This is a genomic window from Streptomyces sp. NPDC058274 (assembly GCF_042881375.1).
Classification (GTDB): Bacteria; Actinomycetota; Actinomycetes; order Streptomycetales; family Streptomycetaceae; genus Streptomyces.
The window spans coordinates 160,689-186,945 of record NZ_JBHVXW010000018.1 but is presented as its reverse complement, the minus strand read 5'-3'; the positions used below and the strand labels follow the sequence as shown (position 1 = coordinate 186,945).

Below are 26,257 nucleotides of genomic sequence, written 5' to 3'. Positions count from 1 at the left end.
CTCTGTGATGTGTGGAAGCGTGGATGGCCAGAGTTCACGACGCAGAGCTGTGTCCTGTTCATGCGGGAGGTTGCCATGTCCTCGAAGCGACGCCGGAAGAAGAAGGCCCGCCGCAAGCACGCCGCGAACCACGGCCGACGGCCCCAGTCCTAGGTCCGCTCCTAGGCGCGCTCGCAGACCAGCTCCCAGGCCAAGAGGGTGACTCTCCTGAACGCCTCCCACCACGTCTCCCATGACGAGCAGGCAGGGCCGGAGCCCCCAGTGGGGCCCGACCCCAAGGGCGAACCCGACTTCCACCCGTACCGTCACCCGGCCGCGGGATGGGGTGCGGCCAAGAGCGTGAGCCGCGTTCTGGCGCGCGAGCGAGCCCTCGTGGACGGGCCGCGGTCGATCATGCGGATGAACCACGAGGGCCGTGGCTTCGACTGCCCGGGATGTGCCTGGCCCGACGACACCAAGGGCCTGCATCTCGACATCTGCGAGAACGGCATCAAGCACGTCACCTGGGAGATGACGCGCAAGCGGGTCGGCCGCGAGTTCTTCGCCGCCCACTCGGTCACGGAGCTGTTCGGCTGGAGCGACTTCGACCTCGAGGACCAGGGGCGGCTCACCGAACCGATGGTCTACGACCCGGAGTCCGACCACTACGTCCCGATCAGCTGGCGCGACGCGTTCGGGCTGGTCGGCAGTACCCTGCGCGGACTCGACCAGCCGAACCAGGCGGCCTTCTACACCTCCGGCCGCCTCGGCAACGAGGCCACCTTCCTCTATCAGCTGATGGCCCGCGAACTGGGCACGAACAACCTTCCCGACTGCTCGAACATGTGCCACGAGGCCAGCGGTCGCGCGCTGCGCGCGTCCCTGGGCACCGGCAAGGGGACCGTCGACCTCAAGGACTGGGAGGCCACCGACGCCCTGTTCATCATGGGTGTCAACGCCGCCTCCAACGCGCCCAGGATGCTCACCGCGCTCGCCGAGGCATACCGGCGCGGCGCGCAGGTCGTGCACATCAACCCGCTGGTCGAGGCGGCCGCCACCCGCACCATCGTGCCGCACGACTTCACGGACATGGCCCTCAACAAGGCGACCCGGACCAGCACGCTGAACGTGCAGCCCCGCATCGGCGGGGACATGGCACTGGTGCGCGGCATGGCCAAGGCGGTGCTGGAACAGGCCAGGACCGACCCCAAGGCCTTGGACCAGGAGTTCATCGACCGCCACACGGCGTACTTCGAGGAGTACCGGGCGGTGTGCGAGGCCACGTCCTGGGAGGAGATCGAGCGGCAGTCCGGTGTCGGCCGCGACGACATCCTCAACGTGGCGCGGGTGTACCGCGACGCCGACCGCAGCATCGTCAGCTGGTGCCTGGGCGTCAGTCAGCACGAACACGGCGTCGACACCGTGCGGGAGATCGTCAACCTCCTTCTGCTGCGCGGCAATCTGGGCCGGGAAGGTGCCGGGCCGTCGCCGGTGCGAGGGCACAGCAACGTCCAGGGCAACAGGACCTGCGGCATCGATCACCGGCCCGCCCAGGAGTTCCTGGACCGCCTGGCCGACGTCTGCAGGATCGACCCGCCCCGCGAACACGGTCTCGACACGGTCGGCACCATCCAGGCGATGCAGCGCGGTGAAGTGAAGGTGTTCGTCGGCATGGGCGGCAACTTCGCCCTGGCCGCGCCCGACACCCCGTACACCTATGAGGCCCTGCGCAGGTGCGATCTCACCGTGCAGGTGAGTACCAAGCTGAACCGCAGCCATCTCGTCCACGGCAGCCGGGCGCTCATCCTGCCGTGCCTGGGCCGGACCGAGAAGGACCACCAGCGCGGCGGCATCCAGAGCACCTCGGTCGAGGACTCGATGAGCATGGTCCACCTGTCCGTCGGCATGAAGCGCCCCGCCTCCAAGCACCTGCTGTCCGAGCCCGCCATCATCGCCGGCATCGCCCGCGCCGCCCTCCCGGACAGCGCCACCCCGTGGGAGTGGTACATCGAGGACTACGACCGGGTCCGCGACACCATGGCCCAGGTTCTCGACGGGTTCGAGGACTGCAATCGCCGGGTGCGCCTGCCGCTCGGGTTCCGTATCAAGCAGCCGGCCCGCGAACTGGTCTTCCTCACTCCGTCGGGACGCGCCGAGTTCTCCACGGCCCCGCTGCCCGACGTGGTCCCGGCCCCGGGCACGCTGGCACTGGGCACCATGCGCTCCCACGACCAGTGGAACACGACCATCTACTCCGACAACGACCGCTACCGGGGCATCAAGAATCTGCGCACGCTCGTCTTCATGAACCAGGACGACATGCGGGAACGCGGTCTCTCCGAGTTCGACCCGGTCGACATCACCAGCACCGCCAAGGACGGCAGCCTGCGCCACCTCGACGGCTACCTCGCGGTCCCGTACGACATCCCGCGCGGCTGCGCGGCCGGCTACATGCCGGAGATGAACGTGCTGTGCGCGATCGGTGACTACAGCGCCCAGAGCGACCAGCCACTGATGAAGCACATCAAGGTCACCATCACCCCGGCCGCCTGAGCGGCACCGGAGGCCCCCGGAAAACGTACGGCGACCAGATCGTTTGCCGCTGCCCGCGCCGGCACAGGACCCGCTGTCACGCCCCTCGCCCGGTGCGCCCCCAAGGTGTCCCGTGCAGAAGGCACCCCCTGCATGATCAAAAAGAGGAGGGCGTTAACATCTGAGCACCGCCTAGCTCGAAAGATAAACCTGTGACTGTCAACGATGACTCGTTCACCAACTGGAAGAACCGCGAAGAAATCGCGGAGTCGATGATCCCCATCATCGGGAAGCTGCACCGGGAGCGGGACGTCACGGTCCTGTTGCACAGCCGTTCCTTGGTGAACAAGTCGGTGGTCAGCATCCTCAAGACCCACCGATTCGCCCGGCAGATGGCCGGTGAGGAGCTCTCGGTCACCGAGACGCTGCCGTTCCTGCAGACCCTCACCACGCTCGACCTCGGCCCCTCCCAGATCGACATCGGGATGCTCGCCGCGACGTACAAGGCCGACGACCGCGGTCTCTCGGTGGCGGAGTTCACCGCCGAGGCCGTCATCGGTGCCACGGGTGAGAACAAGATCGAGCGCCGTGAGCCGCGCGACGTCGTCCTCTACGGGTTCGGCCGCATCGGGCGCCTGCTCGCCCGTCTGCTGATCGAGAAGGCCGGCTCCGGCAACGGCCTGCGGCTGCGTGCCATCGTCGTCCGCAAGGGCGGTGGCCAGGACATAGTCAAGCGTGCCTCGCTGCTGCGCCGCGACTCCATCCACGGCCAGTTCCAGGGCACGATCACCGTCGACGAGGCGAACAGCAAGATCATCGCCAATGGCAACGAGATCAGGGTGATCTACTCCGACGACCCGACGGCGGTGGACTACTCGTCCTACGGCATCAAGGACGCCATCCTCATCGACAACACCGGCAGGTGGCGCGACCGCGAGGGGCTGTCGAAGCATCTGCGTCCCGGTATCGCCAAGGTCGTCCTGACCGCACCGGGCAAGGGTGATGTCCCGAACATCGTCCATGGCGTCAACCACGACATGATCAAGCCGGACGAGCAGATCCTGTCCTGCGCCTCGTGCACCACCAACGCGATCGTGCCGCCGCTGAAGGCCATGGCGGACGAGTACGGCGTCCTGCGCGGTCACGTGGAGACCGTCCACTCGTTCACCAACGACCAGAACCTGCTGGACAATTACCACGATTCCGACCGGCGCGGCCGCTCGGCGCCGCTCAACATGGTGATCACCGAGACGGGCGCCGCCTCCGCGGTGGCCAAGGCGCTGCCCGACCTCGAGGCCAAGATCACCGGTAGTTCGATCCGCGTCCCGGTGCCGAACGTCTCGATCGCGATCCTCAATCTGCGGCTCGCCCGCGAGACCACGCGTGAGGAGGTCCTCGACTACCTCCGCAACGTGTCGCTCACCTCGCCGCTCAAGCGTCAGATCGACTTCATCAGCGCCCCCGACGCGGTCTCGAGCGACTTCATCGGCTCGCGCCACTCCTCGATCATCGACGCCGGCGCGCTCAAGGCCGAGGGCGACGACGCGATCCTCTACCTGTGGTACGACAACGAGTTCGGCTACTCCTGCCAGGTCATCCGCGTGGTCCAGCACGTCTCCGGAGTGGAGTACCCGACGTACCCGGTGCCCGTGGCCTGATCCCCGCCTTCCGTCGTACGACTGCCGCTCGCGAGCTCAGCGGCTGCCGCGGTGTCCGCCCTGGGCGAGGGCGGGCACCGCGGCTTCGTCGATTCCCAGCCGTTGCGGGCCGACCGGCCGCGCGGACGTCCTTGCCGCTCCGACGTCTGGGACCTCGTCCAGGTTGTACGCGAATAAGCGGATTGCCTGCCGTGTGGTGGTGCGCTTGTATCGCGGTGGGGCTCGGTGCGGGCCGGGGTGACAGGTTCCGGGGGAGCCGTCCAGGGCTGCGGTCGCCGCCAACTGGGGCGCGCTGAACGGCGGTTCGGGCACCGCTGTCACGTACCGGACGGCATGTACGGCGCACCGACGTCCCTCCCGCACGCTTCACACCGAGCCGAAACGGGGATCCACCATGCGCACCAAGCAGAGAGTCCTGACCGGGCTGTTGCTGTCCGCCGCACTGGGCATGACGGGCTCACTCCCGGCCCACGCGGAGGCGGACCCGGAGCTGCCCGTCACCGAGCGGATCAGCACGGCCTACGACGGCGCGCAGCTGGACCGGCCGTCCCACGACCCGGAGATGGGGGAGGGCCGCGTCACCGCCTTCACCACCGACGAACCCTCCGGACCGAACGGCGCCGGCGCACTGCCCGGCGTGTTCATCAACGCGCAGAGCGTCGACGAGGTCAGCTACGGCGCGGACGGGCCGTCGTACGACGGTGCGCCCTGCTCCAGCGGCCGTATGGTCGGCTTCGTGTCCGAGTCCACGACGCTGGACTCCCGCCCGCACCCCGACCACCGGCCGCGCGTCTGCATCCGCAACCGTTCGGTCGGCAAGCTTACGGGCCTGCACAGCTATCAGGGCGTGGAGTTCACGTCGATGGGCCGGCCCAGGGTGGATCCCAGCTGCCAGTGGATCACGTTCACCGCCACACTGCCGGCGACCGACACCGACCCGGCGCCACAACCCCGCGTCTACCGCTTCAAGTTCAACGGCGGCACGACCGACCTGGTGAGCGAGGCCTCGGACGAACCGGCGGACAACGCGTCGATCAGCCACAACGGGCGGTACGTCGCCTATGAGCAGGGCGGGGACATCTACGTCCGCGACCTGGACACCGGCGGCCTGGAGAAGGCCAGCGTGGCCCGCAACGGCGGCGCGGCCAACGGCGGGTCGTCGGCGCCCTCACTCAGTGCCGACGGACGTCGCGTCGCCTTCGATTCACGGGCCTCCAACCTCGCGCCCGGCGACAAGAACCGTGCCACCAACGTCTTCGTCCGTGACCTCGACTCAGGCACGACGACCCTGGTCAAGGGCGCGCACAAGAAGGACTGCACAGCGCAGGCGGCCCTCTCCGGTGACGGCACCCATGTCGCCTTCACCTCGGGGAGGAGCTCGGGCAAGAGGCCCGCTCCTGCCGTGTATCTGCGCGAACTGGCCACCGGTGACACGCAGTTGATCAGCACCGACCGCGATGGCCGGCGCAATGACCTCGCGGCCGGGGAGCCCTCGGTCAACGCGGACGGCACCGTCGTCGCGTTCGCCTCCGCGTCACCCGACCTGGTGGCGGGCGACACCAACGGAGTGTCGGACATCTTCCTGCGGACGGTTCGGTAACAGGGCAACGGGGGCGGAACGCCGGAGACCGAACCGAACCGGCCAGGACGGCGGCCCGCGCGTGGGCCGATGTCCTGGCCGGCGGGTGTCTGCGTACCGTGCGGCAGCGGCTGAAAAGCGCCTGCGAACGGGACGAACGTCCAGCAAGCAAGAGTCAATTCGAGCCGTTGTGTTGTTGGATCCATGACAAGGCGGCCTCCGTGGTGTCAGTCTGATCTTCGCGTGTTCACCATTCCTTCACCCCCCACCTCGCGCGTTGCCGAGTTCGGACGCCTGGCGTCGCTCAGGGCAGCGCTCCTTCTTGCTCAGCGCCCTCCTCCTGGTCCCGCGCGCCCTCCTCGCCCCGTCGTCGGCGCGCCCCCTGGCCTGCACCACAGGCCTTCTGTCGTAGAAGGAGAAGCCCTTGCTCCCCCCTCACCGCTCCTCGCACCGGCGCAGATACACGGCAGCACTGGCCCTCACCGCGGCCGGCACCCTGCTCGCCGCCGGCTTCCAGGCCGACGTCGCCTCCGCGGCCCCCAAGGGCCGTGACAATGCCAAGATCGTCGCCAAGCCGCGGGCCGGTGCGGCCCCGGCGAAGCTGTCCGCGGCCAAGCACGCCGCGCTCCTGAAGAGCGCGACCGCCGCGGTCGGCACCACCGCGAAGCGCCTCGACCTCGGCTCGAAGGAAAAGCTGATCGTCAAGGACGTGTCGAAGGACGCGGACGGCACCACACACACCCGCTACGAGCGCACCTACGCCGGTCTGCCGGTCCTCGGCGGCGACCTGGTCGTCCACGTCAAGGACGGCCGCAGCACGGTGTCCGAGGCCAGCAGGGCCACCATCAAGGTGGCGACCACCTCACCCGGCATCACCTCGAAGACCGCCGCGCGCAAGGCAGTTGACGCCGCCGAGCGAGCCGACGCGAAGCGTCCCGCGGTCGACGGCGCCCCCCGGCTCGTCGTCTGGGCCGGCGGAACCAAGCCTGTGCTGGCCTGGGAGGCGGTGGTCGAGGGCATGCAGCACGACGGCACCCCGAGCGAGCTGCACGTCATCACGGACGCCACCTCGGGCAAGCACGTCTTCGACTTCGAGGCTGTGCGCACGGGAACGGGCACGGGGCAGTACAGCGGGTCGGTGTCGGTCGGCTCGACGCCGTCCGGCGACACGTACCAGCTGGTGGACGGCGACCGGGCGGGCCACCGCACCTACGACCTGAACCAGGGCACCTCGGGCACCGGAACCCTCTTCACGGATGACAACGATGTCTGGGGCGACGGGACGGCGAGCGACCGGCAGACGGCCGGCGTGGACGTCGCCTTCGGTGCCGCGGCCACCTGGGACTACTACAAGGACGTGTTCGGCCGCAACGGCATCCGCAACGACGGCGTGGCCGCCTATAGCCGGGCGCACTACGGCAACGCGTACGTCAACGCCTTCTGGTCCGACTCCTGCTTCTGCATGACCTACGGCGACGGCGCGAGCAACACCCATCCGCTGACGTCGCTGGACGTCGCCGCGCACGAGATGAGCCACGGCGTCACCGCCGCCACGGCCGGCCTGGTCTACTCGGGCGAGTCCGGCGGCCTGAACGAGGCGACCTCGGACATCTTCGCCTCCGCGGTGGAGTTCCACGCCAACCTGGCCGCCGACGTGCCCGACTACCTCGTCGGCGAGAAGATCGACATCCGCGGCAACGGCACCCCGCTGCGCTACATGGACAAGCCCTCCAAGGACGGAGCGTCCCGCGACAACTGGGACGCCTCCCTCGGGAGCATCGACGTCCACTACTCGTCCGGGCCGGCCAACCACTTCTTCTACCTGCTGTCCGAGGGCAGCGGCGCCAAGACCGTCAACGGGGTCTCCTACGACAGCCCGACCTACGACGGTACGGCCGTGACCGGCATCGGCATCGAGAACGCCCAGCAGATCTGGTACCGGGCGCTCACCACGTACATGACGTCCACCACCAACTACGCCGGTGCGCGGACCGCGACGCTGCAGGCCGCCTCCGACCTCTTCGGCGCGTACAGCGACACCTACCTCGCCGTCGCCGCCGCCTGGGCCGGGATCAACGTCGGCGACCGGATCGCGCTCGGCGTCAACGTCGCCCCGATCGCCGACCAGACCAGTGGCGTCGGCCAGGACGTGTCGCTGCAGACGAACGCGTACACCACCAACTCCGGTGCCACGCTGACGTATGAGGCGACCGGCCTGCCGGACGGGCTGGCCATCAGCGACACCGGCCAGATCTCCGGTATTCCGACCACGGCCGGGACCGGCGAGGTGACCGTGAAGGTCACCGACAGCACCGGCGCGGCCGTCTCGGAGAGCTTCAACTGGCGCATCGCGTACATCTACGGCAACAGCACGCGCGTCGACATTCCCGACGCCGGTGCCGCGGTGGAGTCGCCGGTCGTCATCACCGGGCAGACGGGCAACGCCTCGGCCACCACCGAGGTTTACGTGAAGATCATCCACACCTACCGCGGTGACCTGACGGTCGACCTCGTGGGTCCGGACGGCGCGGTCTACTCGCTGCTCAACCGCAGTGGCGGATCCGCCGACAACGTCGACCAGACCTTCAAGGTCGACGCCTCCGCACAGTCCATCAACGGGACCTGGAAACTGAGGGTCCGTGACCTCGCGTCGATCGACGTCGGCTACATCCAGCAGTGGCAGCTCACTCCCTGACCAATTGCTGACCCGCACCGCCCGTCCGGGTCACTTCCGTGGCCCGGGCGGGCGCACCTCTTCCCTCGCGCCACAGTCCGGGCGATCGACCCTCGCGCCACAGTCCGGGCGAGCGCGAACGCCGTACGCTGGCCCGGACCTGACCGGCGTACGGCTCAACCGACCTTCGCCTGAGCGGAAATGCCTCCGTCGACCGGCATCGCCACGCCCGTCACGAAGGACGCGCGGGGACTGCACAGCCAGGCCGCGGCTTCCGCGATCTCACGTGGCTCCGCCATGCGCTTCTGGATCTGCGGGGCGATGAACGCCTGCTCCAGGTGCGGGAACTGCCGTACGGCCTCGTCGATCATCTCGCTGCGCGTGGTGCCGACCACGAGCGCGTTCACCCGGATGCCCTTGTCGCCGTACTCGGCCGCCGACGCGCGCGTGATGCCGAGGACCGCGTGCTTGGCGGCCACATACGGGACGGACGCGCCCGTCGCGTAACGGCCCGCCGTACTGCTGGTGTTGACGATGGAACCGCCCTTGCCCGCGGCCAGCATCACCGGCAGCTGGTGCTTCATGCAGTTCCAGACACCGCGGACGTTGACGTCCATGGTGCGGTCGTAGATTTCGTCGTCGGTCTCGTGGAGCGAGGGCTCGACGGTCGCGTAACCGGCGTTGTTGAAGGCGCAGTCCAGGCCCCCGAACCGCTCCACGGCCGCCTCGACCACGCGGCGGACGTCCCCGGAGCGCGTGACATCGCCCGGGACGGCCAGTGCGTGCCCGCCCGCGTCGTTGATCTCCTCGGCCAGCGCCCGCAGCCGGTCCTCGCGGCGCGCCATCAGGACGACCTCGGCCCCCTCCTCGGCGAACAGTCGTGCAGCGGCCTCACCGATCCCGCTGGACGCCCCCGTGATCATCGCCACCTGCCCGGCCAACAGGCCTGCGTGGCTCCCCTGTGTGATCTTCTGTTCGGTCATCGGGCGAGCATACGACGTGCGGTCGGGGGGATCGGGAGATGGTCCGGGGCTCGAAGTCCTCGCCCGTGACTACCTGACCCGGGCCGAGGGCGGGGTCCTGTTTGTGCCGTCCTGCCGCGCTTCAGGCGCAGGTCGGGCACAGGCCGCGGTAGGTGACCTCGACCTCGGACACCGTGAAGCCGAAGCGCTCCTCCGAGGGGAGGTCGGCCAGCGGATTGCCCGTCGGGTGTACGTCGCGGATGGTGCCGCAGCTGGAACACACCAGGTGCTGGTGGGCATGGTGCGCGTTGGGGTCGTACCGCTTGGCGCGGCCGTCGGTGGAGACCTCCGTGACCTCGCCGAGGGAGACCATCTCGCCCAGGGCGTTGTAGACGGTCGCCCGGGAGATCTCGGGCAGCTTCGCGACAGCGCGGGCGTGCACCTCGTCGGCCGTGAGGTGCACGTGGTCGCCGTCGAGGACCTCTGCAACGACACGCCGCTGGGAGGTCATACGCCAGCCACGCCCTCGCAGTCGCTCCAGCAGGTCGCTCATGTCGGTTCACCTATTCAAGTGGGTGGGAACGCGAGTTTACCGGGAGAACATCCGGGTTCTGATTGGATATGGGTTTGGCGCTCTTCTTGACTTGGACTCTGTCCATCGTAGGATCGAGACCGGCGCAAGCCAAGGGACCGGAAGACTCCAGTACGGCAGGGGACACAGACGTTATGGGACCACCGACGCGGAACTGCGCGGGGTCGGCCTGCGGATGACGGCCACCCGCGCAGTGCTGCTCGACACCGTCCGGGACCGTGACCGCCCGGGCGTCGAGGCGATGGCCTCACGTGACCCGCGCGGCCCGCTGCGCGTTCCTGTCGGTGTGTCCCGTACGCGGCACCGCACCGGGCGTCGACCCCGCCCGGTGCGTGAGCCACGTCGTGCCATCGCCCGCGTCTCCCGCCCGGTCGGCGAGGCCCGTCGCCCGACCGTGTCCGGTGACCACGGCTTCTCGATGGACGAGGCCGAGGTCGTCAACTGGAGCCCGCGTCCCACCTGTTCCACCCTTCGCAGTTTCTGAGCACCGAGAATCGCCCCGTCCGGAAGGATTCCCATGTCCGAGAACCACGACGCAATCGTCACAGACTCCAAGACGGAGGGTGGAGGTGGCTGCCCGGTCGCGCACGGGCGCGCCCCCCACCCGACGCAGGGCGGCGGAAACCGCCAGTGGTGGCCGGAGCGGCTCAACCTGAAGATCCTCGCCAAGAACCCCGCCGTGGCCAACCCGCTCGGTGAGGAGTTCGACTACGCCGAGGCGTTCAAGACCCTCGACCTGCCGGCCGTGAAACAGGACATCGCGGAGGTGCTGACCACTTCCCAGGATTGGTGGCCGGCCGACTTCGGTCACTACGGCCCCTTCATCATCCGGATGGCGTGGCACAGCGCGGGCACCTACCGCATCAGCGACGGCCGCGGCGGCGCCGGCGCCGGCCAGCAGCGCTTCGCCCCGCTCAACAGCTGGCCGGACAACGCCAACCTCGACAAGGCCCGGCGTCTGCTGTGGCCGGTCAAGAAGAAGTACGGCCAGAGCCTCTCGTGGGCCGACCTCATGATCCTCGCCGGTAACGTCGCCCTGGAGTCGATGGGCTTCGAGACCTTCGGTTACGGCGGCGGCCGCGCCGACGTCTGGGAGCCCGACGAGGACGTCTACTGGGGTCCCGAGACCACCTGGCTCGACGACCAGCGCTACACCGGTGACCGCGAGCTCGAAAGCCCCCTCGGCGCGGTCCAGATGGGCCTCATCTACGTCAACCCGGAGGGCCCGAACGGCAACCCGGACCCGCTGGCCGCGGCCCGCGACATCCGTGAGACGTTCCGCCGGATGGCGATGAACGACGAGGAGACGGTCGCCCTGGTGGCGGGCGGTCACACCTTCGGCAAGACCCACGGCGCGGGCCCGGCGGACAGCGTCGGCGACGACCCCGAGGCCGCCTCGCTCGAGGAGCAGGGCCTGGGCTGGAACAACACCTTCGGCACCGGCAAGGGGGGCGACACGATCACCAGCGGTCTCGAGGGTACGTGGACGAACACCCCGGTGACGTGGGACAACAGCTTCTTCGAGATCCTGTTCGGCTACGAGTGGGAGCTGTTCAAGAGCCCCGCGGGCGCGAACCAGTGGCGGCCGAAGGCCGGCGCCGGAGCGGGCACCGTGCCCGACGCCCACGACGCGTCGAAGAGCCACGCCCCGACGATGCTGACGACCGACCTCGCGCTCCGCGTCGACCCGGCCTACGAGCAGATCTCGCGGCGCTTCCTCGAGAACCCTGCCGAGTTCGCCGACGCCTTCGCCCGGGCCTGGTTCAAGCTGACCCACCGCGACATGGGCCCGATCGTGCGCTACCTCGGCCCCGAGGTCCCCAGCGAGACGCTGATCTGGCAGGACCCGCTGCCCGAGTCGACGCACGAGCTCGTGGACGCCGCGGACATCGCCGCGCTCAAGGGCCAGATCCTCGCCTCGGGCCTGTCGGTCTCCCAGCTGGTGTCCACCGCGTGGGCGTCGGCCTCGTCCTTCCGCGGCAGCGACAAGCGCGGCGGCGCCAACGGCGCGCGCATCCGCCTCCAGCCGCAGAGCGGGTGGGAGGTCAACGACCCCGACGAGCTGGCGTCGGTGCTGCGCACTCTGGAGGGCGTCCAGGAGTCCTTCAACTCCGGCCAGGCCGGCGGCAAGCAGGTCTCGCTCGCCGACCTGATCGTGCTCGCCGGTGCCGCGGGTGTCGAGAAGGCCGCGAAGGACGCCGGCTTCGACATCGAGGTCCCCTTCACGCCGGGCCGCGTGGACGCGTCGCAGGAGCAGACCGACGTGGAGTCGTTCGTCGCGCTCGAGCCGACGGCCGACGGGTTCCGCAACTACCTCGGCAAGGGCAACCGGCTGCCGGCCGAGTACCTGCTGCTCGACCGTGCCAACCTGCTCAACCTGAGCGCGCCCGAGCTGACGGTCCTCGTCGGTGGTCTGCGCGTCCTGGGCGCCAACCACCAGCAGTCGACGCACGGCGTGCTGACCACGGCCCCCGGGACTCTGACCAACGACTTCTTCGTCAACCTGCTCGACCTGGGCACGAAGTGGAAGGCGACGTCCGAGGACCAGCACATCTTCGAGGGCCGTGACACCGCCACCGGCGAGGTCAAGTGGACCGGCACCCGTGCCGACCTCGTCTTCGGATCGAACTCCGAGCTGCGCGCCCTCGCCGAGGTGTACGCGAGCGACGACGCCAAGGCGAAGTTCGTCAAGGACTTCGTCGCGGCCTGGGACAAGGTCATGAACCTGGACCGGTTCGACCTCGTCTGATGCTGCGGACGTCCCGGTCGACCCGCGAGGGTCGGCCGGGACGTTTCTGTTGTGAAGGGGCCCGGCTCCGCCGGAGTCCCTGGCACGTGCGTGGGCCGCCGGCCGGCGGCACGCGGCGCCCACCGCGGTATCGCCCTGTGGCCGGGTGAACCCATCGCGCAGCCAACCGAGTTGAGACGCCCACCCCTGACCCCGCCCGGAACAACGCCCGCTGAGGACGGTCAGAACAGACCGTGCTGACCCTCGACGTCGTCCGGCTTGGCGGCCGGGCGACGACGCCGCGGAGCCGGACGGGGCTCTTCACCGAACAGGGCCGGGGTGCCGCAGTCGTCGGGTGTGGCGAGGACCCGCCTCGGCCCCGGGGACACGGCCAGCGTGTTGGGTGCGGCCGCATCGAACTCGGCCAGTGACATCGCTGTCCACTGCGGCCGGCTGCTGTTCTCGTTCATCCCCTACTCCTGCCCCGCTGAGGTCCGATACATAACAGACGCCGGCTCGGCGAGCAGGAAGAAGCCCGCGCGCGATCCCGTCGAGCAGTCGCGCGCCCGGAAGCGATCGGGGCCCCGGCCGGCGCACACGGTCGGAACTCCGTGCTCGCTCAGCCGACGTGAAGGACCCGGAAGCGATCGGGTTCCGCCGGATCCCGGTCCACGACTTGGACGGGCGCCCAAGCCCATTGCCACACGTTGATTCCTGGATTGCGGGAGAACTGGATCTGCCCGCGGGTGCCTTCGACCGCGACCCGCGGCCAGGACGCGGCAATGCGCGCTCGCTCCGTGCCGTGAGAACGCAGCACATCGGCGAGGACGGCAACCGTGTCGTAGCCCTCGAAGGCCACGAAGGAGGGCGCTTCGCCCAGCCGCTCGCGCAGAGCCGTCTCGACCCGTGCACCGAGTGGGCTGAGGCGCTCGGGCAGATAGCGCAGGAACGGGATCGCGGCGCTGTCTTCGCCCAGCAGCGTCGCCCATTCCGCGAACTCCGGTTGCCCGGCCGGAGCGCCGATCATGACCTCGGACAGTCGCCGGTCGCGGCGGACGGACTGGACGATCGACACCGCAGGCTCCGGATGGCCGACCAGAAGAAGGAGGGCTGTCGCGCGATGGCCGACGAGCTCGTCGCACACAGCCGTGGGGGTGAGTGCGCGCATGTCGAGTTCGATGACGGTGCCGCCGCGTGGAGCGACGCAGTCCCGCAGAACGCGGGCCCCGGATGCCCAGTAGACACTCGGCTGGGCTGCTACGGCGATTCGGCTGTGGCCCGCGCCGAGGAGGAAGTCCGCGTAGACCTGCCAGCCGTGGGACTGCGCCGGGGCGAGGCGCGCCACCCATTCCGTTGGCTGCTCGGTGAGCGCGTCGAGAACCGCTGACGAGCAGAGGAACGGCAGGCCGAGGGCGTCGGCCCGGGCGGCAGCGGCGCGAGCGACGACGCTGTGATACTCGCCCGCCAAGGCGGCCACGCCCAGGCCCGCCAATTCGTCTACGGCCGCCGCGGCCTGCTGTGGATCGGCCGCGGTGTCCCGGACGACCAGGTCGAGTGGTCTTCCGGCGATCCCGCCGGCGCCGTTGACTTCGTGCACCGCAAGCTCGAGTCCGGCGAGCAGGTGTTGGCCGGCCTCGACCCAGCCGGGCCGAGTCAGCGGAACGAGAGCGCCGATCCGGACGGGCGATCCGTCAGTCCGTTCCGCTCCGGATGGCGAGGGTGGCGTATTCATGCGGTGGCGTCTCCCGTGCGACGACTCGGTTGCGGCTTGCCCGAGTCGTCCGGTGGCACGGCCCGGCCGTACGCGTTCATCTCATCTCGCCGTGGCGGGCACACCTGGGTGATCATGCCGGACATTGCATCCACCACCAGCGCCGACAGGCAACCGATTATCGGTTCGCTGCGCTGCCGGGCGCCGTGGGTCCGGGGCGGGAAACCGGGGCCTGCCACCCGCCCGCGCCTGTGAACGTTGTCCAGTCCCTTGACATGGACCCGACCGGAGGAAGACGCTCCCGAGAGCGCTCTCACGTCCACCCGCAGGGCCGCCGCCTGACGGAGCACCGGCATGTGGTCGCCCCTCGCCCCCCACGAGGGGAAGGAGTACGGATGTCCATCAACGGCATGCGCGTGTACTTGTTCCGGCGCCGAAGAGGCAGGTCTCGCACGGGAGTTGGCCTGCTCGCGGCGGTATCCGCCGTTGCGACGGTCGCGTTGGCCGGTGCGCCGGCCGCTCAAGGAGCGACCGCGCAGGCCCCGGTGACGGCCATCGCGGCACAGTCCGCCGCAGCGGCCGCCCCCACGGCCGTACCGACCGCGCCCGCCGGCTTCACCACCACGTGGAGCGACGACTTCTCCGGAGCGGCCAACACCGGTCTGGACACCGGGACATGGCGCTACGACGTGGGCGAGGGCTGGACCTTCGGCACCGGTGAAGTCGAGACCATGACCAACAGCACGTCCAACGTCTACCAGGACGGCAACGGCCATCTGGTCCTCAAGGCCCTGCACTCGGGCTCCGACCCGGTCGCCGGCTGGACGTCGGGCCGGGTCGAGACGCAGGCCGACGGCTTCGGCGCGCTGCCCGGCGGCGTCGTACGGATGCAGGCCTCGATCCAGCAGCCGAACGTCAACACGTCGAACGGGCTCGGCTACTGGCCCGCGTTCTGGATGCTGGGCGCTCCGCTGCGGGTCGGCACGGTCTGGCCCGGTTCCGGCGAGATCGACATCATGGAGGACATCAACGGCCGCAGCTCGACGTTCGGCACCCTGCACTGCGGTACCGCTCCGGGCGGCCCGTGCAACGAGAACACCGGCGTCGGCAGCGGCGAACGCGCCTGCTCCGGCTGCCAGACCGGGTACCACACCTACGCGGTGGAGATCGACCGCTCGACCTCTCCCGAGCAGATCCGCTGGTACCTCGACGGCAACCTGTCCTACACGCTCAGCTCCAACCAGGTCGAGGCAAGCGCCTGGTCCAACGCGGTCGACCACAGCTTCTTCATCATCTTCGACCTGGCCATCGGCGGCGCCTTCCCGGCCGCGTACGGCGGCGGCCCCACCGCGGCCACCGTGTCCGGCGGTTCCCTGAACATCGACTACGTCGCCGTCTACAACAAGCCGCCGCCCGGCACCACGGGCACCAACATCGCCCAGGGCAAGCCGACTACGGCCTCGTCAACGGAAAGCGCCTCGTTCCCTGCGTCCAACGCCACCGACGGCAACATCACCACCCGCTGGTCGAGCGCCTTCAGCGACCCGCAGTGGCTCCAGGTCGATCTCGGCGCCACCTACAACCTCACCCACGCGTCGGTGATCTGGGAGGCGGCCGCCGCATCGGCCTACCAGATACAGACCTCCGCGAACGGCACCACCTGGACCACCGTCTACACCAACAACAACAGTCCACAAGACATCCAGGACACCGCACTCTCCGCCTCGGGCAGATACGTCCGGGTCTACATCACGGGCAGAGTGTCGACCTACGGCGCGTCGCTCTACGAGTTGCGACTCTACGGTTCGACCGGTTCCGGCGGGAATCCCGCGACGCTCCTGTCGCAGGGCAAGGCGGCCACCGCTTCGTCCTCGGAGAACACCAGCTTCACCGCGCCCAATGCGGTGGACGGCAACACCGGCACCCGCTGGTCCAGCGCGTTCAGCGATCCGCAGTGGTTGCAGGTGGACCTCGGGGCCACCCACGCCATCAGCTCGGTGGGGCTCAACTGGGAGGGCGCCTATGGCACGGCGTACCAGATCCAGACCTCCGCCAACGGGACGACCTGGACCACCATCTATACGACCACGGCGGGCAGCGGTGGCAATCAGACACTGAACGTCACCGGTTCCGGGCGGTACGTGCGCCTGTACGGCACCGCACGCTCGACCCAATACGGCTACTCACTCTGGGAGTTCCAGGTCTTCGGTACCTGATCGCGCCCCGACTCGGTAGCTCTTGTCCCTTGGCCGCCCTGGTGCGCAGTCGGCGCACCAGGGCGGAGGTGCTTCACGGACGTATGAAGAGGCCCGGTGGTGGCTGGTTGTGCCAGGCTGGCGGATCATGGGTTCGACCGTCCGCCAAGCGTCAACCAGTTCGTTGTGGGAGCGTCAGTGACAGCATCGCGTCTGGCACCGTTGTTGGACCAGTTCGACTTCGCGTGCGAGCGGCTGACCGGCCGCTTGGCGGGGCCGGTGATGGACAGCGGTGACGGTTCGGAGACACAGGTCAGCACCATGGCCGATGCGGAGTACTTCTGGGAGCCGGTGCCCGAGTGCTGGTCGGTCCGGCAGCGGGCGGACGGACCCGGTCCGCGCGCCGCCTTCCTGGCCGGCACCGGCGACTGGGGACGCGACGCCGCGCCCTACCCGCACCCCTGGCCGCCGCCGTTCACCACCATCGCGTGGCGTCTGACCCACCTCAGCGAAATGCTGACTCTCCGCGCCGACCACACGGCCGGCGGCCGTACGCTCACCCGCGACGACTACCGCATCAGCGGGAGTGCGGCAGCCGCGGTCGCCGCCTTCCATGCCGGTGCCACCGCCTGGCGGAAGGCGCTTGTCGGCATCGACGACGCCTCGCTCGACACCGTTGGGTACTGCACCTATCCCCACGGCAGCGACTCGGAAGAGCCGTTCATCGACATCGTGTGGTGGGTCAACCAGGAAGTCCTGCACCACGGCGCCGAGATCGCCCTGCTGCGCGATCTGCACCGCACCCGGCAGCTCTGACTCTCCGGCGAAGGCAACGCCCCCGCGCCGTTCACCCCCTGCCCCCGCCGCCCTCGGTCACCGTCCGCAGGTACCCGCCCAGGCGGGCGACGGCCGACGGGTTGCGGGGGCTTTCGACCAGGTCGACGTAGTCGAGGGTGAAGATCCGCCGGTGCTTGACGGCGGAGACGTTGCGCAGTGGAGCGTAGGAGAGGAGGAACTTCTTCTTCTGTTCGGCGCTGACGTCCCCGTAGTCGCAGATCACGATGACGTCCGGGTCGCGTTCGACGACGGTCTCCCAGCCGACGGTCGTCCACGAGTCGGCGACGTCGTGCATGAGGTTGGTGCCGCCGGCCTCGGTGATGATCTGCTCGGGCGCCGCGTAGCGACCGGAGGTGAAGGGCTGGTCCTGGCCGCTGTCGTACAGGAAGACGGTCGGCCGGTCGTCGTCCTGGGGCGCCTTCGCCCGGACGCCGGCGATCTGCTTCTTGAAGTCGGCGATCAGGGCTGCCGCACGCTGTTCGACGCCGAAGAGTTTCCCGAGGTTGGTGAGGTCGGCGTACAGGGCGTCCAGCGGCGGCATGATGCCGCGCGAGCTCTTCGTACGGCCGTTGCGGCAGGACTCGGTGAGGACGTATGAGGGGATGCCGAGCTTCTTCAGGGCGTCGGGAGTGAAGCCGCCGTCGTCGCGGAATCCGTAGTTCCAGCCGGCGAAGACGAGGTCGGCACGGGCGTCGAGGACGTTCTCCCTGGTGAGCTGGTCCTTCGACAGCCACTTCACCTTGTCGTAGCCGTCTTTCCACGGCACGCCGCTCAGGTCGCCCTTGTCGTCCGGCATCGCGTATCCGGCCATGCGGTCCTCGAGGCCCAGCGCGAACATGAGCTCGGTGATGCCGACGTCGTTGGTGACCACGCGTCGCGGGACCTTGTCGTAGGTGACCTTGTGGCCGCAGTTGGTGAGGGTGATCGAGGAGGACTTCGAGTCCGCCGACGGTTCGACGGTGGCGCCGCAACCGGTGGCCGTGGCGGTCGTGGCGAGACAGAGTGCGGCGGTGAGCAGCTTGCGCATGGGGGTCCTTAGGCGGTGGGCGGGAGCCGGTCGAAGAGGATGTGGAGGACACCTGTCTCCGGGTGCCGCACCGGATGCGCGCGGACCCCGAACACCTCGGCGAGCAGGCCCGGCCGGAGGACGTCGTGCGGTGGCCCCGAGGCGACGATCCGGCCGTCGGCGATCACGTACAGGACATCGCAGTGGGCGGCGGCCAGATTGAGGTCGTGCAGGGCGGCCAGCACGGTCAGGCCGCTCTCGCGGACCAGGGACAGCACGTCCAACTGGTGTGCGATGTCGAGGTGGTTGGTGGGCTCGTCGAGGACGAGCACCCTGGGCTGCTGGGCGAGCGCCCGGGCGACGAGCACCCGCTGCTTCTCGCCGCCGGACAGGGCAAGAAACCCCCGGCCGGCGAGGTGGCCGACACCGGTCCGGTCCATGGCCTGCGCGCAGATCGCGCGGTCCGCCGTGGCGGTCCGGTCGCGGTGGGGCAGGCGTCCCATGGCGACCACCTCGGCGACGGTGAAGTCGAACTCGGCCGACGACTCCTGCGGCAGCGCCGCCAGGACCCGGGCCGCCGCCCTGGCCGGCATGGCATGCATGTCCTGTCCATCGAGCCGCACCACGCCCCCGGCCGGGCGCAGCGCCCGGTACACCGTGCGCAACAGGGTCGACTTGCCGCTTCCGTTCGGTCCGACGAGACCGACGAAGGCCCCGCTGTCCGCCGTGAGCCGGATGTCGTCCACGAGACGGGTCCCGCCGGCGTCGACGGTGATGCCCTCCAGGTCAAGCCGCATGAATGCCGTTCCTTCCGGTCCCGGCCGTCATCAGCGGCCTCCGAACGCGTAGCCGCCGCGCCGCATGAGCAGCAGGAAGGCCGGCACTCCGACGACCGCGGTGATCACCCCGACGGGCAGCTCCGCGGGCGCGAGCAGCAGCCGGGAGAGCAAGTCCGCCCATACGAGCAGGACGGCACCGGCGAGGGGGGCCACGGCGAGCACCCGCCGGTGATCGGCGCCGACCAGCATGCGTGCGACGTGCGGCACCATCAGTCCGACGAACCCGATGGCCCCGCTGACCGCGACCACCGTCCCGGTCACGGCGGCGGTGACGAGGAACAGCTCCCGGCGCAGCCGGCTCGGCGGGATGCCGAGCGCCGCGGAGGTCTCGTCCCCCATGGCAAGGGCGTTGAGCGCCTCGGCCCGCAGGCGCAGCCACACCCACCCGGCCGCCACTGTGACCGCCGCGAGCGGCACCTGCGCCCAGGTCGCGCCCCCCAGACTCCCCAGCAGCCACATCATCGCCGACCGCGCGGCCTCACCCCGTGCGGCCCCGAACACCATGACGGTGGTGAGGGCCTCGAAGCCGTACGCCAGTGCCGTCCCGGTCAGGATCAGTCGCAGCGGGGTGAGCCCGTGCGGCGAGCGGGCCACGGCGTACACCAGCGCCATGGCGACGAGCGCGGACGCGAACGCCGACACCGACAGGGCCCACACCCCCAGCCCCGCGAACGCGCCGAGGAGGATGACCGCGTTGGCGCCCACCGCGGCGCCCGAGGAGATGCCCAGCACGAAGGGGTCGGCGAGCGCGTTGCGGACCATGGCCTGCACCGCCACGCCGACGGCCGCGAGACCCGCCCCGACGACGGCGCCGAGGACGACACGTGGCAGCCGGATCTCCCAGACGATGGTGTACGAGGCGACGTCAGGGGCGTGCACGGTCCCGCCGGTGAACCCGGCCCACAGAAACCGCAGGACGTCCCCCGGCCCGATCCCCGCGGCTCCCAGGCCCACGCCGCACAGCAGCGACACGAACAGTAGGAGCAACAGCCCGAGCACCAGAGGGAAAAGGGGTGCCCGGGATGTCCCGGACGGTGTCGGACTACCGGCTCGACGGGGACTTTGGCCCGGGCTTCGGGTCGGACTTCGGCGCATGGTCAGGGCGGTCCTTGGCCTGGGGCCGCCTGGTGAACGTCGAGCGAGGAGACAGCCCGTACGGCGGAACGGCCGCGCGGTCCCCTCTCGCAGTCCACGGCGAGCAGTCAACGGGTCGCAGGCCACCTACGGGTAATCGGACTCGCGCGGCGGACCCCGGGTCCCCACGCACACCGTTGCGGGTCAGCGCCGGAATCTCACCGGACTTCCCCCGCGGGAGGCTCCGGGAGCGTAACAAACGGGCCGGCACGCGCCTGACCCTGGGGCAGCACCGCCCGTGGTGGAGCCCGCCCCGTCTTCCGCCAGGATTATGATCATGCGACCGATTCGTGACGGACAGGAGGGCCAACGCCCATGACGGACAAGCGCGTTGTCATTGTTTCCGGGGGAGGTACGGGTATCGGTGCGGCCACCGCACGGGTGCTCCGGGCGGCCGGGCACGATGTGGTCGTCTCCGGACGACGGCCGGAACCGCTGCACCGGGTCGCCGAGGAGACCGGCGCCCTGCCCTGCCCGGCGGACACCACCGACGCGGACGCCGTCCGTCACCTCGTCGACGTCGCGGTGGAGCGCTACGGCCGGCTCGACGGGCTGGTCGTCAACGCGGGGATCGGGAGCAGCGGTGCGGTGGGCCAACTGTCCGACGAGGACTGGGACTTGGTGCTCCGGACGAATCTCACCGGGCCTTTCCTGCTGATGCGCGCGGCGTTGCCACACCTCCTGGAGGCCGGCGGCTCGGTCGTCGCGGTGGCGTCGGTCGCCGCCCTCCGCAACGGAGTGGCCAACGCCGCGTACGCCACGTCCAAGGCGGCGCTGCTCCAGCTGTGCCGCTCGCTGGCCGTCGACTACGGGCCGCAGGGTCTGCGGGCCAACACCGTGTGCCCCAGCTGGGTGCGCACGGAGATGGCGGACGGCCGTATGACCCGGTTCGCCGAGGAGGCCGGGCTGGAGGGCGGGGCCGAAGCGGCCTATGAAGAGGCGACCCGGCTGCTCCCGGCACGCCGTCCCGGCGAGCCCTCGGAGGTGGCCGAGGCCATCGCCTGGCTGCTGTCGCCGGCGGCCTCGTTCGTCAACGGCGCGGCGCTGACCGTGGACGGAGGCGTGACAGCGCTGGACCCGGGGACCCTTCCGTTCGATTTCCGGATCAGTCCGCGCGACGGCGTGCGCTGACCCTGCGGGGGCTTCTGCGGAAGCCGGCGAGGTCGGCGCCCAGGGTTCGGGGTGGCGTCCCGGGGCACTCCCCGAGCTCGCGGGCGTGGGGGCGTTCGAGGGCCGCCGCTGGGAACCGCCGGGTTCCGCCGGGAGCGCGGAGATAACCTCGGCACGCGAATCGTCCGACGGGGAGGGGCAGGACATGCCGGGGCAGGACTGGATAGATCGTGCGGGGGAGTTGTTCGAGGCGGCGATGTTCGGCGGGGACACGTCCGCGCTGGAGCGGTCCGACGACGTGCTGGACGCGATCGAGGCGCCACTGTCCATGGCACGGGGAAAGGTGTTGCACGTCCGCTTCCTGAACGACCGGGAGGAGAACAGCCAGGAGCTGGTGCTGTTCGAGCGCGCGGCCGCGTTGTACCAGCGTCTCGGGGACGCGTCGGGTGAGGCGGCCGCCTTGTTCTGGGTCGGCTGCTGGCATCAGGTGGTGAAGAGCGACGGCGCCACCGGCAGGCCGTACTTCGAGCGGTCGTACACGCTGGCGAAGTCCGTTGGCGACCGGATGACGATGTCCTACGCGACACGCCATCTCGGCTTTGCCGACAAGGACGCGGGCCGATTCGACCTGGCCCGCGAGCGGTTGACCGAATCGGTGACGCTGCGCCGGGAAATCGGCTTCAAGCCCGGTGAAGCGGCCGGCCTGGTGGCGCTGGCCTACCTCTCGGCCGAGACGGGCGACCGATCGGCGGCGCTCGACCACCTCGACGAGGCCGCATCGGTCGCCGAGGAGTGCGCTGCCAAGGCCGTCTCGGGGTGGATCGTGCAGGCCCGCACGTTCATCCGCCCCTGAGGTCTGTGGACCATGCCGGTCACAGCCACGCGGTGAGGACTGCGACCGGCACGGTCGCCTCGTGGCGGACGGCAAGCTCGTCGTACCGCGGCGGCCGGCCGCCCCGGGGGCCCGCTCCTGACGGCCGTTCGGCTCTGCGTACCGGTGGTCCGCCGGGCATGGCGGGCGACCGTTCGGCTCTGCCGTACCGGTGGTCCGCCGGGCATGGCGCACGCCGACGGCGTCACGCGGCGTCTACGGTCGGCGGCATGGACGGTGATCGCCGAGGGTGGCTCCAGTGTTTGCTCTGCGGGGCGGTGTTCGCCGTGTGCATGGCCGGCACCACGCTGCCGACCCCGCTCTACGGCCTCTATCAGGAGAAGTTCGGATTCTCCGAGCTGACGGTGACGGTCGTGTACGCCGTGTACGCCTTCGGGGTCATCGGCATGCTGCTGCTGGCGGGCAACGCGTCGGACGCCGTGGGCCGACGGCCGGTGCTGCTCGCGGGCCTCGGCTTCGCGGCGCTCAGCGCCGTCTGCTTCCTGTGTGCCAACGGGCTGGGCTGGCTGTACGCGGGACGGCTGCTGTCGGGTCTGTCCGCCGGCCTGTTCACCGGCGCCGCCACGGCGTACGTGATGGATCTGGCACCCCGCGGCGGCTCGTCCCGGGCCACGTTCGTGGCGACAGCCACCAACATGGGCGGCCTCGGCTGCGGCCCGCTGCTCGCCGGACTGCTCGCGCAGTACGCCGTCTGGCCGCTGCACCTGTCGTTCATCGTGCACCTCGTCCTGCTGGCCGGCTCGGTGGCCGTGCTGCTGCGCCTGCCGGAGACCGTGGCGGAGCGGCGGCCGTTGAGCACGGTACGGCCGCAGCGGCCCGGCCTGCCCAGGCAGGTACGGGCCGTGTTCGCGCCCGCGGCGATCGCCTCGTTCGTGGGGTTCGCCATGTTCGGCGTGTTCACGGCGGTCAGCCCGACGTTCCTCGAGGAGTCCCTGAACGTGGACAACCACGCCGTGAGCGGGCTGGTGGTCGCGCTCGGCTTCTTCGCCTCGACCGGGGGGCAACTGGTGGCCGGCCGGGTCGGGCCGGAGCGTTCGCTGCCGCTGGGCTGCGCCGCGCTCTTCGCCGGACTGGTGCTGCTCGCGGGTGCGTTGCGCTGGGACCTGCTGGTGCTGGTGATCCTCAGCGCGATCGTCGCCGGTGTCGGGCAGGGACTGGCGTTCCGCGGGGCGCTGTCCGCAGTGGCCGCAGCGTCCCCCGCCCACGGGCGCGCGGCGGTGATCTCGACGCTCTTCGTGGTGGCGTACGCGGGCATCTCGGTCCCGGTGATCGGCGTGGGCGTTCTGGCGCGTCCGCTCGGCCTGGAGGGCGCCGGGCTGACGTTCATCGCGTGCATGGCCGTCCTGGTCACGTCCGCGGGCGTCTACCTGCTCCGGCGGCCGGTAGGGGCGAGCACGTAACCCGGCAGTGACGGACGTACCTCGGCGGCGGGAAGACGTCTCGTCCTGCTCGCCTGCAACCAATACACTGCCGCGGCGCGTCCGTTCCACAGAATGACATCGGGGGAGAATCAGAGATGAGTGCCTGGAATCCGCAGGGGCCGCCGCCGCAGCAGCCGCACCACCCTCACGGTCACCCTGTGCCGCCGCAGCCGTATCCGTACAACGGTCCCCCTCACCAGGGCGGATACCCGCCGCAGGGGCCCTACCCCTACCAGCCGGGATATCCGCAGCCGGCGCCACGCCGCGTCGGGCTGTTCCGCCGGCTGTGGCGCGCCGTCGGCCCGACCGCCACCGCCCGCAAGGTGTTCCGGCCCTCCCGGCCGGGCCGGGTGGAGGACGCGGTGGTCGACCGGATCCAGAAGATCCGGACATACGTGGGTCTGGGCGCGATCGCCTGGGTGACGTTCTCCTACAAGCTGGTCGACTCCGCGAGCGACGCCGCCAGTGATCGATTCAGCGACTCCTGGATCAACGTCCTCGTCCTCTCCCTGACGTTCCCGGTCATCATCGGTGTGCTCGTCGCACTGGCGCGTCCCCCGGCCCGGCAGCAACTGCTGCGGCGCGCGGCCAAGCCGTTCGGCTCCGTGGTGGCGATCATCGGCGGTGTCGCCGTGTTCCCCGCCGCCATCATCAGCGGCCTCATCGACGGACGGCTCGCCATCAATCCCGTGATGTCCGTGGTCAGTTGGCTGATCACGGTGCTGATTCTCGTGTGGGTCCTGCCGTTCATCCTCTACGGGATGGTGCTGTCCCTGGTCCACGTGTTCCGTACCGCGGACATCCACGAAACCGTGCCACCGCTGCTCACGATGACACTGGTGTGGGAGATGGCCATCATCGGTCTGTTCACCGGGGCCTACGGAAACCTGCCAGGTGTCGTCCGCATCGTCTTCATCCTCGGAGCCCCCCTGTCGGTCACCGCGGTCGGGCTGTGGGAACTGCGCCGACTGCGCTCCCACTACGGGCTCACCCTGCGCGGCGCGCTGATGCGCTGACCCGTGCCGGGACGCCGCTCGCTCTCGACGTCCCGGCCTCGGCTGTGGTCCGCCGTCAGCCGGCGTAGTCCCGGATGACCTGGCGTGCCACGCGTGTGCGGGGAGCGGCCAGCTCCGCCGCGATCTCGGCCGGAGTGTTGTCGTCGAACCGGACCAGCGCGGGCTGGTGCTTGCCCTCGCTCACGCACTGGCGCCGCGCGTGGGTCGGCGGATGCGTCGTATCCACGCTGTGTCCGCGCGCGGTGCTCGCCCGTCGCAGCCGTTCGTATTCACGCTCCGGTACGGATCCGACGTGGTCGGCGAGACGCTCCCACAGGCCCTGTCCCGCGTCGCTGCGTGACCTCCCGCCGATGCCCGTCTGAGCCAGCACCGATTCCCGGCGCAGTTCCATCTCGACGGAGTCGATGAGCAGGAGCCGGTCCAGCAGTTCGGCGACCGCCTCGGTGGAAGCGGCCCGGGCGGCCGCCCGGTCGGCCAGGTACTCCGCCCGCTGCGAGGCCTGCATGGTCAGGCGGTCGAGCAGCATCAACAGGCAGTGGGCGAGGCCTCGGGGGACGAGCAGCAGCACGTTGCCGAGGCGCTCGAGGAAGGTGGGTGACTGCGCGGGCGCCAGTACGTAGCACCACAGGGCGAGCGAGCGCAGGGCGCTGCCGACGATCTTCGCGTGCCGCAGGTCCCCGTGGGCGTAGTGACCGAGTTCATGACCCAGGAGTGCCACGCGCTGCTGGGGCGTGAGGACTTCCCACAGTGCCAGGCCCAGGTACAGCACCCGCCGCTGCCGGACCCCCACCAGACCCACGCTCGCGTTGGCCTCCGGTCCGATCACCACGGCATGCACACCCGTCGTGCCGACGGCCGCCGCGACCTCGTCGACCAGCGCGAACAGCCGTGGCGCGTCGGTCCTGTGCAGGACGGGCGCGTCGTCCGGCAGGGAGGCGAACCGCGGCCGCAGGGCGATGGCGAGGAGGATCAGCACGACACCGATCACGGGCTGGCTCACCGTGCTCCAGCCCAGTACCACCAGCAGCGCTCCAGCCACCGCGAGCGCCACCGTGGAACCGTGCACCGCCAAGGCGATCGTATGAGCGAGGACGCCGGACGCGTCACGCCGCGGCCGGGCGGCCTCGTCCTCGGTCATCTCCGCGAGCAGGTGCTGCCCGTGTCTTCGAGCCAGCCGCCGGCGCAGAGCGTCGATCCTTCCGGGTTCCGGCTCCGCCGCCCCCGGATCGACGTTCCAGCCGCACTCGGCGCACCAAGCGCCGAAACGCGGGTCCACCGGCACGTTCTCAGCGCAGTCCGGACACGCCTGTGTCCGGCCCGCAGAAATCTGCGGTCCCATGTCCCTGTCCCCACCCCTGTAGATCCTCAGCACCAGCCCACCGATCGCGCCGG

At 70.0% G+C, this 26,257-nt stretch carries 20 protein-coding genes and 1 riboswitch; of the genes, 12 read left to right on the top strand and 8 right to left on the bottom strand.

Features of this window, described 5'->3' with window-relative positions; genetic code table 11:
- The first annotated feature begins 198 nt into the window (after positions 1–198).
- From ACFVYF_RS29390 to ACFVYF_RS29375, 4 genes are all read left to right on the top strand, one after another.
- Positions 199–2,532, top strand: coding sequence for an FdhF/YdeP family oxidoreductase (locus tag ACFVYF_RS29390; RefSeq protein WP_389460165.1), 2,334 nt, complete (start codon positions 199–201; stop codon positions 2,530–2,532).
- Between the two features lie 191 nt (positions 2,533–2,723).
- Positions 2,724–4,169, top strand: coding sequence for a glyceraldehyde-3-phosphate dehydrogenase (locus ACFVYF_RS29385; protein WP_389460163.1), 1,446 nt, complete (start codon positions 2,724–2,726; stop codon positions 4,167–4,169).
- A 394-nt stretch (positions 4,170–4,563) separates the two neighbouring features.
- Complete coding sequence (locus ACFVYF_RS29380) at positions 4,564–5,769, top strand: TolB family protein (protein WP_389460162.1); 1,206 nt, start codon at positions 4,564–4,566, stop codon at positions 5,767–5,769.
- Positions 5,770–6,172: 403 nt separating this feature from the next.
- Positions 6,173–8,443, top strand: a complete 2,271-nt coding sequence (locus tag ACFVYF_RS29375; RefSeq protein ID WP_389460160.1) for a M4 family metallopeptidase — start codon at positions 6,173–6,175, stop codon at positions 8,441–8,443.
- 155 nt (positions 8,444–8,598) lie between these two features.
- On the opposite strand, the gene ACFVYF_RS29370 is transcribed toward ACFVYF_RS29375, so the two are convergent.
- Positions 8,599–9,405, bottom strand: coding sequence for an SDR family NAD(P)-dependent oxidoreductase (locus ACFVYF_RS29370; RefSeq protein ID WP_389460158.1), 807 nt, complete (start codon positions 9,403–9,405; stop codon positions 8,599–8,601).
- 121 nt (positions 9,406–9,526) lie between these two features.
- Positions 9,527–9,937 carry a Fur family transcriptional regulator gene (locus ACFVYF_RS29365; RefSeq protein ID WP_389460157.1) on the bottom strand — a complete coding sequence of 137 codons (411 nt, stop codon included), beginning with the start codon at positions 9,935–9,937 and terminating at the stop codon, positions 9,527–9,529.
- A gap of 214 nt (positions 9,938–10,151) precedes the next feature.
- Between ACFVYF_RS29365 and ACFVYF_RS29360 the strand changes: the two genes are divergently transcribed.
- Together ACFVYF_RS29360 and katG are read left to right on the top strand one after the other, a co-directional pair.
- Positions 10,152–10,460, top strand: coding sequence for a hypothetical protein (locus ACFVYF_RS29360; protein ID WP_389460155.1), 309 nt, complete (start codon positions 10,152–10,154; stop codon positions 10,458–10,460).
- 33 nt (positions 10,461–10,493) lie between these two features.
- Positions 10,494–12,725, top strand: coding sequence for a catalase/peroxidase HPI (katG, locus tag ACFVYF_RS29355; RefSeq protein ID WP_389460154.1), 2,232 nt, complete (start codon positions 10,494–10,496; stop codon positions 12,723–12,725).
- A gap of 221 nt (positions 12,726–12,946) precedes the next feature.
- On the opposite strand, the gene ACFVYF_RS29350 is transcribed toward katG, so the two are convergent.
- Entirely contained in the window at positions 12,947–13,174 is a 228-nt protein-coding gene (locus ACFVYF_RS29350; protein WP_389460152.1) for a hypothetical protein, read from the bottom strand.
- 149 nt (positions 13,175–13,323) lie between these two features.
- Entirely contained in the window at positions 13,324–14,436 is a 1,113-nt protein-coding gene (locus ACFVYF_RS29345) for an ABC transporter substrate-binding protein (protein WP_389460151.1), read from the bottom strand.
- A 374-nt stretch (positions 14,437–14,810) separates the two neighbouring features.
- On the opposite strand from ACFVYF_RS29345, the gene ACFVYF_RS29340 reads away from it, so the two are divergent.
- Together ACFVYF_RS29340 and ACFVYF_RS29335 are read left to right on the top strand one after the other, a co-directional pair.
- On the top strand, positions 14,811–16,631 hold the full coding sequence (locus tag ACFVYF_RS29340; protein ID WP_389460149.1) for a discoidin domain-containing protein: 1,821 nt from the start codon (positions 14,811–14,813) through the stop codon (positions 16,629–16,631).
- Between the two features lie 177 nt (positions 16,632–16,808).
- Entirely contained in the window at positions 16,809–17,426 is a 618-nt protein-coding gene (locus ACFVYF_RS29335) for a DinB family protein (RefSeq protein ID WP_389460147.1), read from the top strand.
- A gap of 31 nt (positions 17,427–17,457) precedes the next feature.
- Here ACFVYF_RS29335 and ACFVYF_RS29330 read toward each other — a convergent pair whose 3' ends face one another.
- The 3 genes from ACFVYF_RS29330 to ACFVYF_RS29320 are packed head-to-tail and all read right to left on the bottom strand — an operon-like array spanning position 17,458 to position 20,387.
- Positions 17,458–18,474, bottom strand: a complete 1,017-nt coding sequence (locus tag ACFVYF_RS29330; protein WP_389460146.1) for an ABC transporter substrate-binding protein — start codon at positions 18,472–18,474, stop codon at positions 17,458–17,460.
- An 8-nt stretch (positions 18,475–18,482) separates the two neighbouring features.
- Entirely contained in the window at positions 18,483–19,250 is a 768-nt protein-coding gene (locus ACFVYF_RS29325; RefSeq protein ID WP_389460144.1) for an ABC transporter ATP-binding protein, read from the bottom strand.
- A 30-nt stretch (positions 19,251–19,280) separates the two neighbouring features.
- Positions 19,281–20,387, bottom strand: coding sequence for a FecCD family ABC transporter permease (locus ACFVYF_RS29320; protein WP_389460142.1), 1,107 nt, complete (start codon positions 20,385–20,387; stop codon positions 19,281–19,283).
- 130 nt (positions 20,388–20,517) lie between these two features.
- Positions 20,518–20,599, bottom strand: a riboswitch (cobalamin riboswitch).
- A 142-nt stretch (positions 20,600–20,741) separates the two neighbouring features.
- Between ACFVYF_RS29320 and ACFVYF_RS29315 the strand changes: the two genes are divergently transcribed.
- The 4 genes from ACFVYF_RS29315 (at position 20,742) to ACFVYF_RS29300 (ending at position 24,865) form a co-directional block, all read left to right on the top strand.
- Positions 20,742–21,557 (top strand): SDR family NAD(P)-dependent oxidoreductase, encoded by an 816-nt coding sequence (locus ACFVYF_RS29315; RefSeq protein ID WP_389460141.1) that lies wholly within the window; start codon positions 20,742–20,744, stop codon positions 21,555–21,557.
- Between the two features lie 184 nt (positions 21,558–21,741).
- On the top strand, positions 21,742–22,389 hold the full coding sequence (locus ACFVYF_RS29310; RefSeq protein WP_389460139.1) for a tetratricopeptide repeat protein: 648 nt from the start codon (positions 21,742–21,744) through the stop codon (positions 22,387–22,389).
- 248 nt (positions 22,390–22,637) lie between these two features.
- Entirely contained in the window at positions 22,638–23,828 is a 1,191-nt protein-coding gene (locus ACFVYF_RS29305) for an MFS transporter (RefSeq protein WP_389460137.1), read from the top strand.
- Positions 23,829–23,944: 116 nt separating this feature from the next.
- Positions 23,945–24,865, top strand: coding sequence for a hypothetical protein (locus ACFVYF_RS29300; RefSeq protein ID WP_389460136.1), 921 nt, complete (start codon positions 23,945–23,947; stop codon positions 24,863–24,865).
- A gap of 55 nt (positions 24,866–24,920) precedes the next feature.
- Here ACFVYF_RS29300 and ACFVYF_RS29295 read toward each other — a convergent pair whose 3' ends face one another.
- A complete protein-coding gene (locus ACFVYF_RS29295) occupies positions 24,921–26,147 on the bottom strand; it encodes a M48 family metallopeptidase (protein ID WP_389460134.1) in 1,227 nt (408 codons plus the stop codon).
- Positions 26,148–26,257 lie beyond the last annotated feature (110 nt).

Excerpts from the sequence above, each read along its gene's own strand:
- ACFVYF_RS29380 (WP_389460162.1), top strand. The coding sequence starts at position 4,564 with ATGCGCACCAAGCAGAGAGTCCTGACCGGGCTGTTGCTGTCCGCCGCA.
- ACFVYF_RS29370 (WP_389460158.1), bottom strand. The coding sequence starts at position 9,405 with ATGACCGAACAGAAGATCACACAGGGGAGCCACGCAGGCCTGTTGGCC.
- ACFVYF_RS29365 (WP_389460157.1), bottom strand. The coding sequence starts at position 9,937 with ATGAGCGACCTGCTGGAGCGACTGCGAGGGCGTGGCTGGCGTATGACC.
- ACFVYF_RS29360 (WP_389460155.1), top strand. The coding sequence starts at position 10,152 with ATGACGGCCACCCGCGCAGTGCTGCTCGACACCGTCCGGGACCGTGAC.
- katG (WP_389460154.1), top strand. The coding sequence starts at position 10,494 with ATGTCCGAGAACCACGACGCAATCGTCACAGACTCCAAGACGGAGGGT.
- ACFVYF_RS29350 (WP_389460152.1), bottom strand. The coding sequence starts at position 13,174 with ATGAACGAGAACAGCAGCCGGCCGCAGTGGACAGCGATGTCACTGGCC.
- ACFVYF_RS29345 (WP_389460151.1), bottom strand. The coding sequence starts at position 14,436 with ATGAATACGCCACCCTCGCCATCCGGAGCGGAACGGACTGACGGATCG.
- ACFVYF_RS29340 (WP_389460149.1), top strand. The coding sequence starts at position 14,811 with ATGTCCATCAACGGCATGCGCGTGTACTTGTTCCGGCGCCGAAGAGGC.
- ACFVYF_RS29330 (WP_389460146.1), bottom strand. The coding sequence starts at position 18,474 with ATGCGCAAGCTGCTCACCGCCGCACTCTGTCTCGCCACGACCGCCACG.
- ACFVYF_RS29325 (WP_389460144.1), bottom strand. The coding sequence starts at position 19,250 with ATGCGGCTTGACCTGGAGGGCATCACCGTCGACGCCGGCGGGACCCGT.
- ACFVYF_RS29320 (WP_389460142.1), bottom strand. The coding sequence starts at position 20,387 with ATGCGCCGAAGTCCGACCCGAAGCCCGGGCCAAAGTCCCCGTCGAGCC.
- ACFVYF_RS29315 (WP_389460141.1), top strand. The coding sequence starts at position 20,742 with ATGACGGACAAGCGCGTTGTCATTGTTTCCGGGGGAGGTACGGGTATC.
- ACFVYF_RS29310 (WP_389460139.1), top strand. The coding sequence starts at position 21,742 with ATGCCGGGGCAGGACTGGATAGATCGTGCGGGGGAGTTGTTCGAGGCG.
- ACFVYF_RS29305 (WP_389460137.1), top strand. The coding sequence starts at position 22,638 with ATGGACGGTGATCGCCGAGGGTGGCTCCAGTGTTTGCTCTGCGGGGCG.
- ACFVYF_RS29300 (WP_389460136.1), top strand. The coding sequence starts at position 23,945 with ATGAGTGCCTGGAATCCGCAGGGGCCGCCGCCGCAGCAGCCGCACCAC.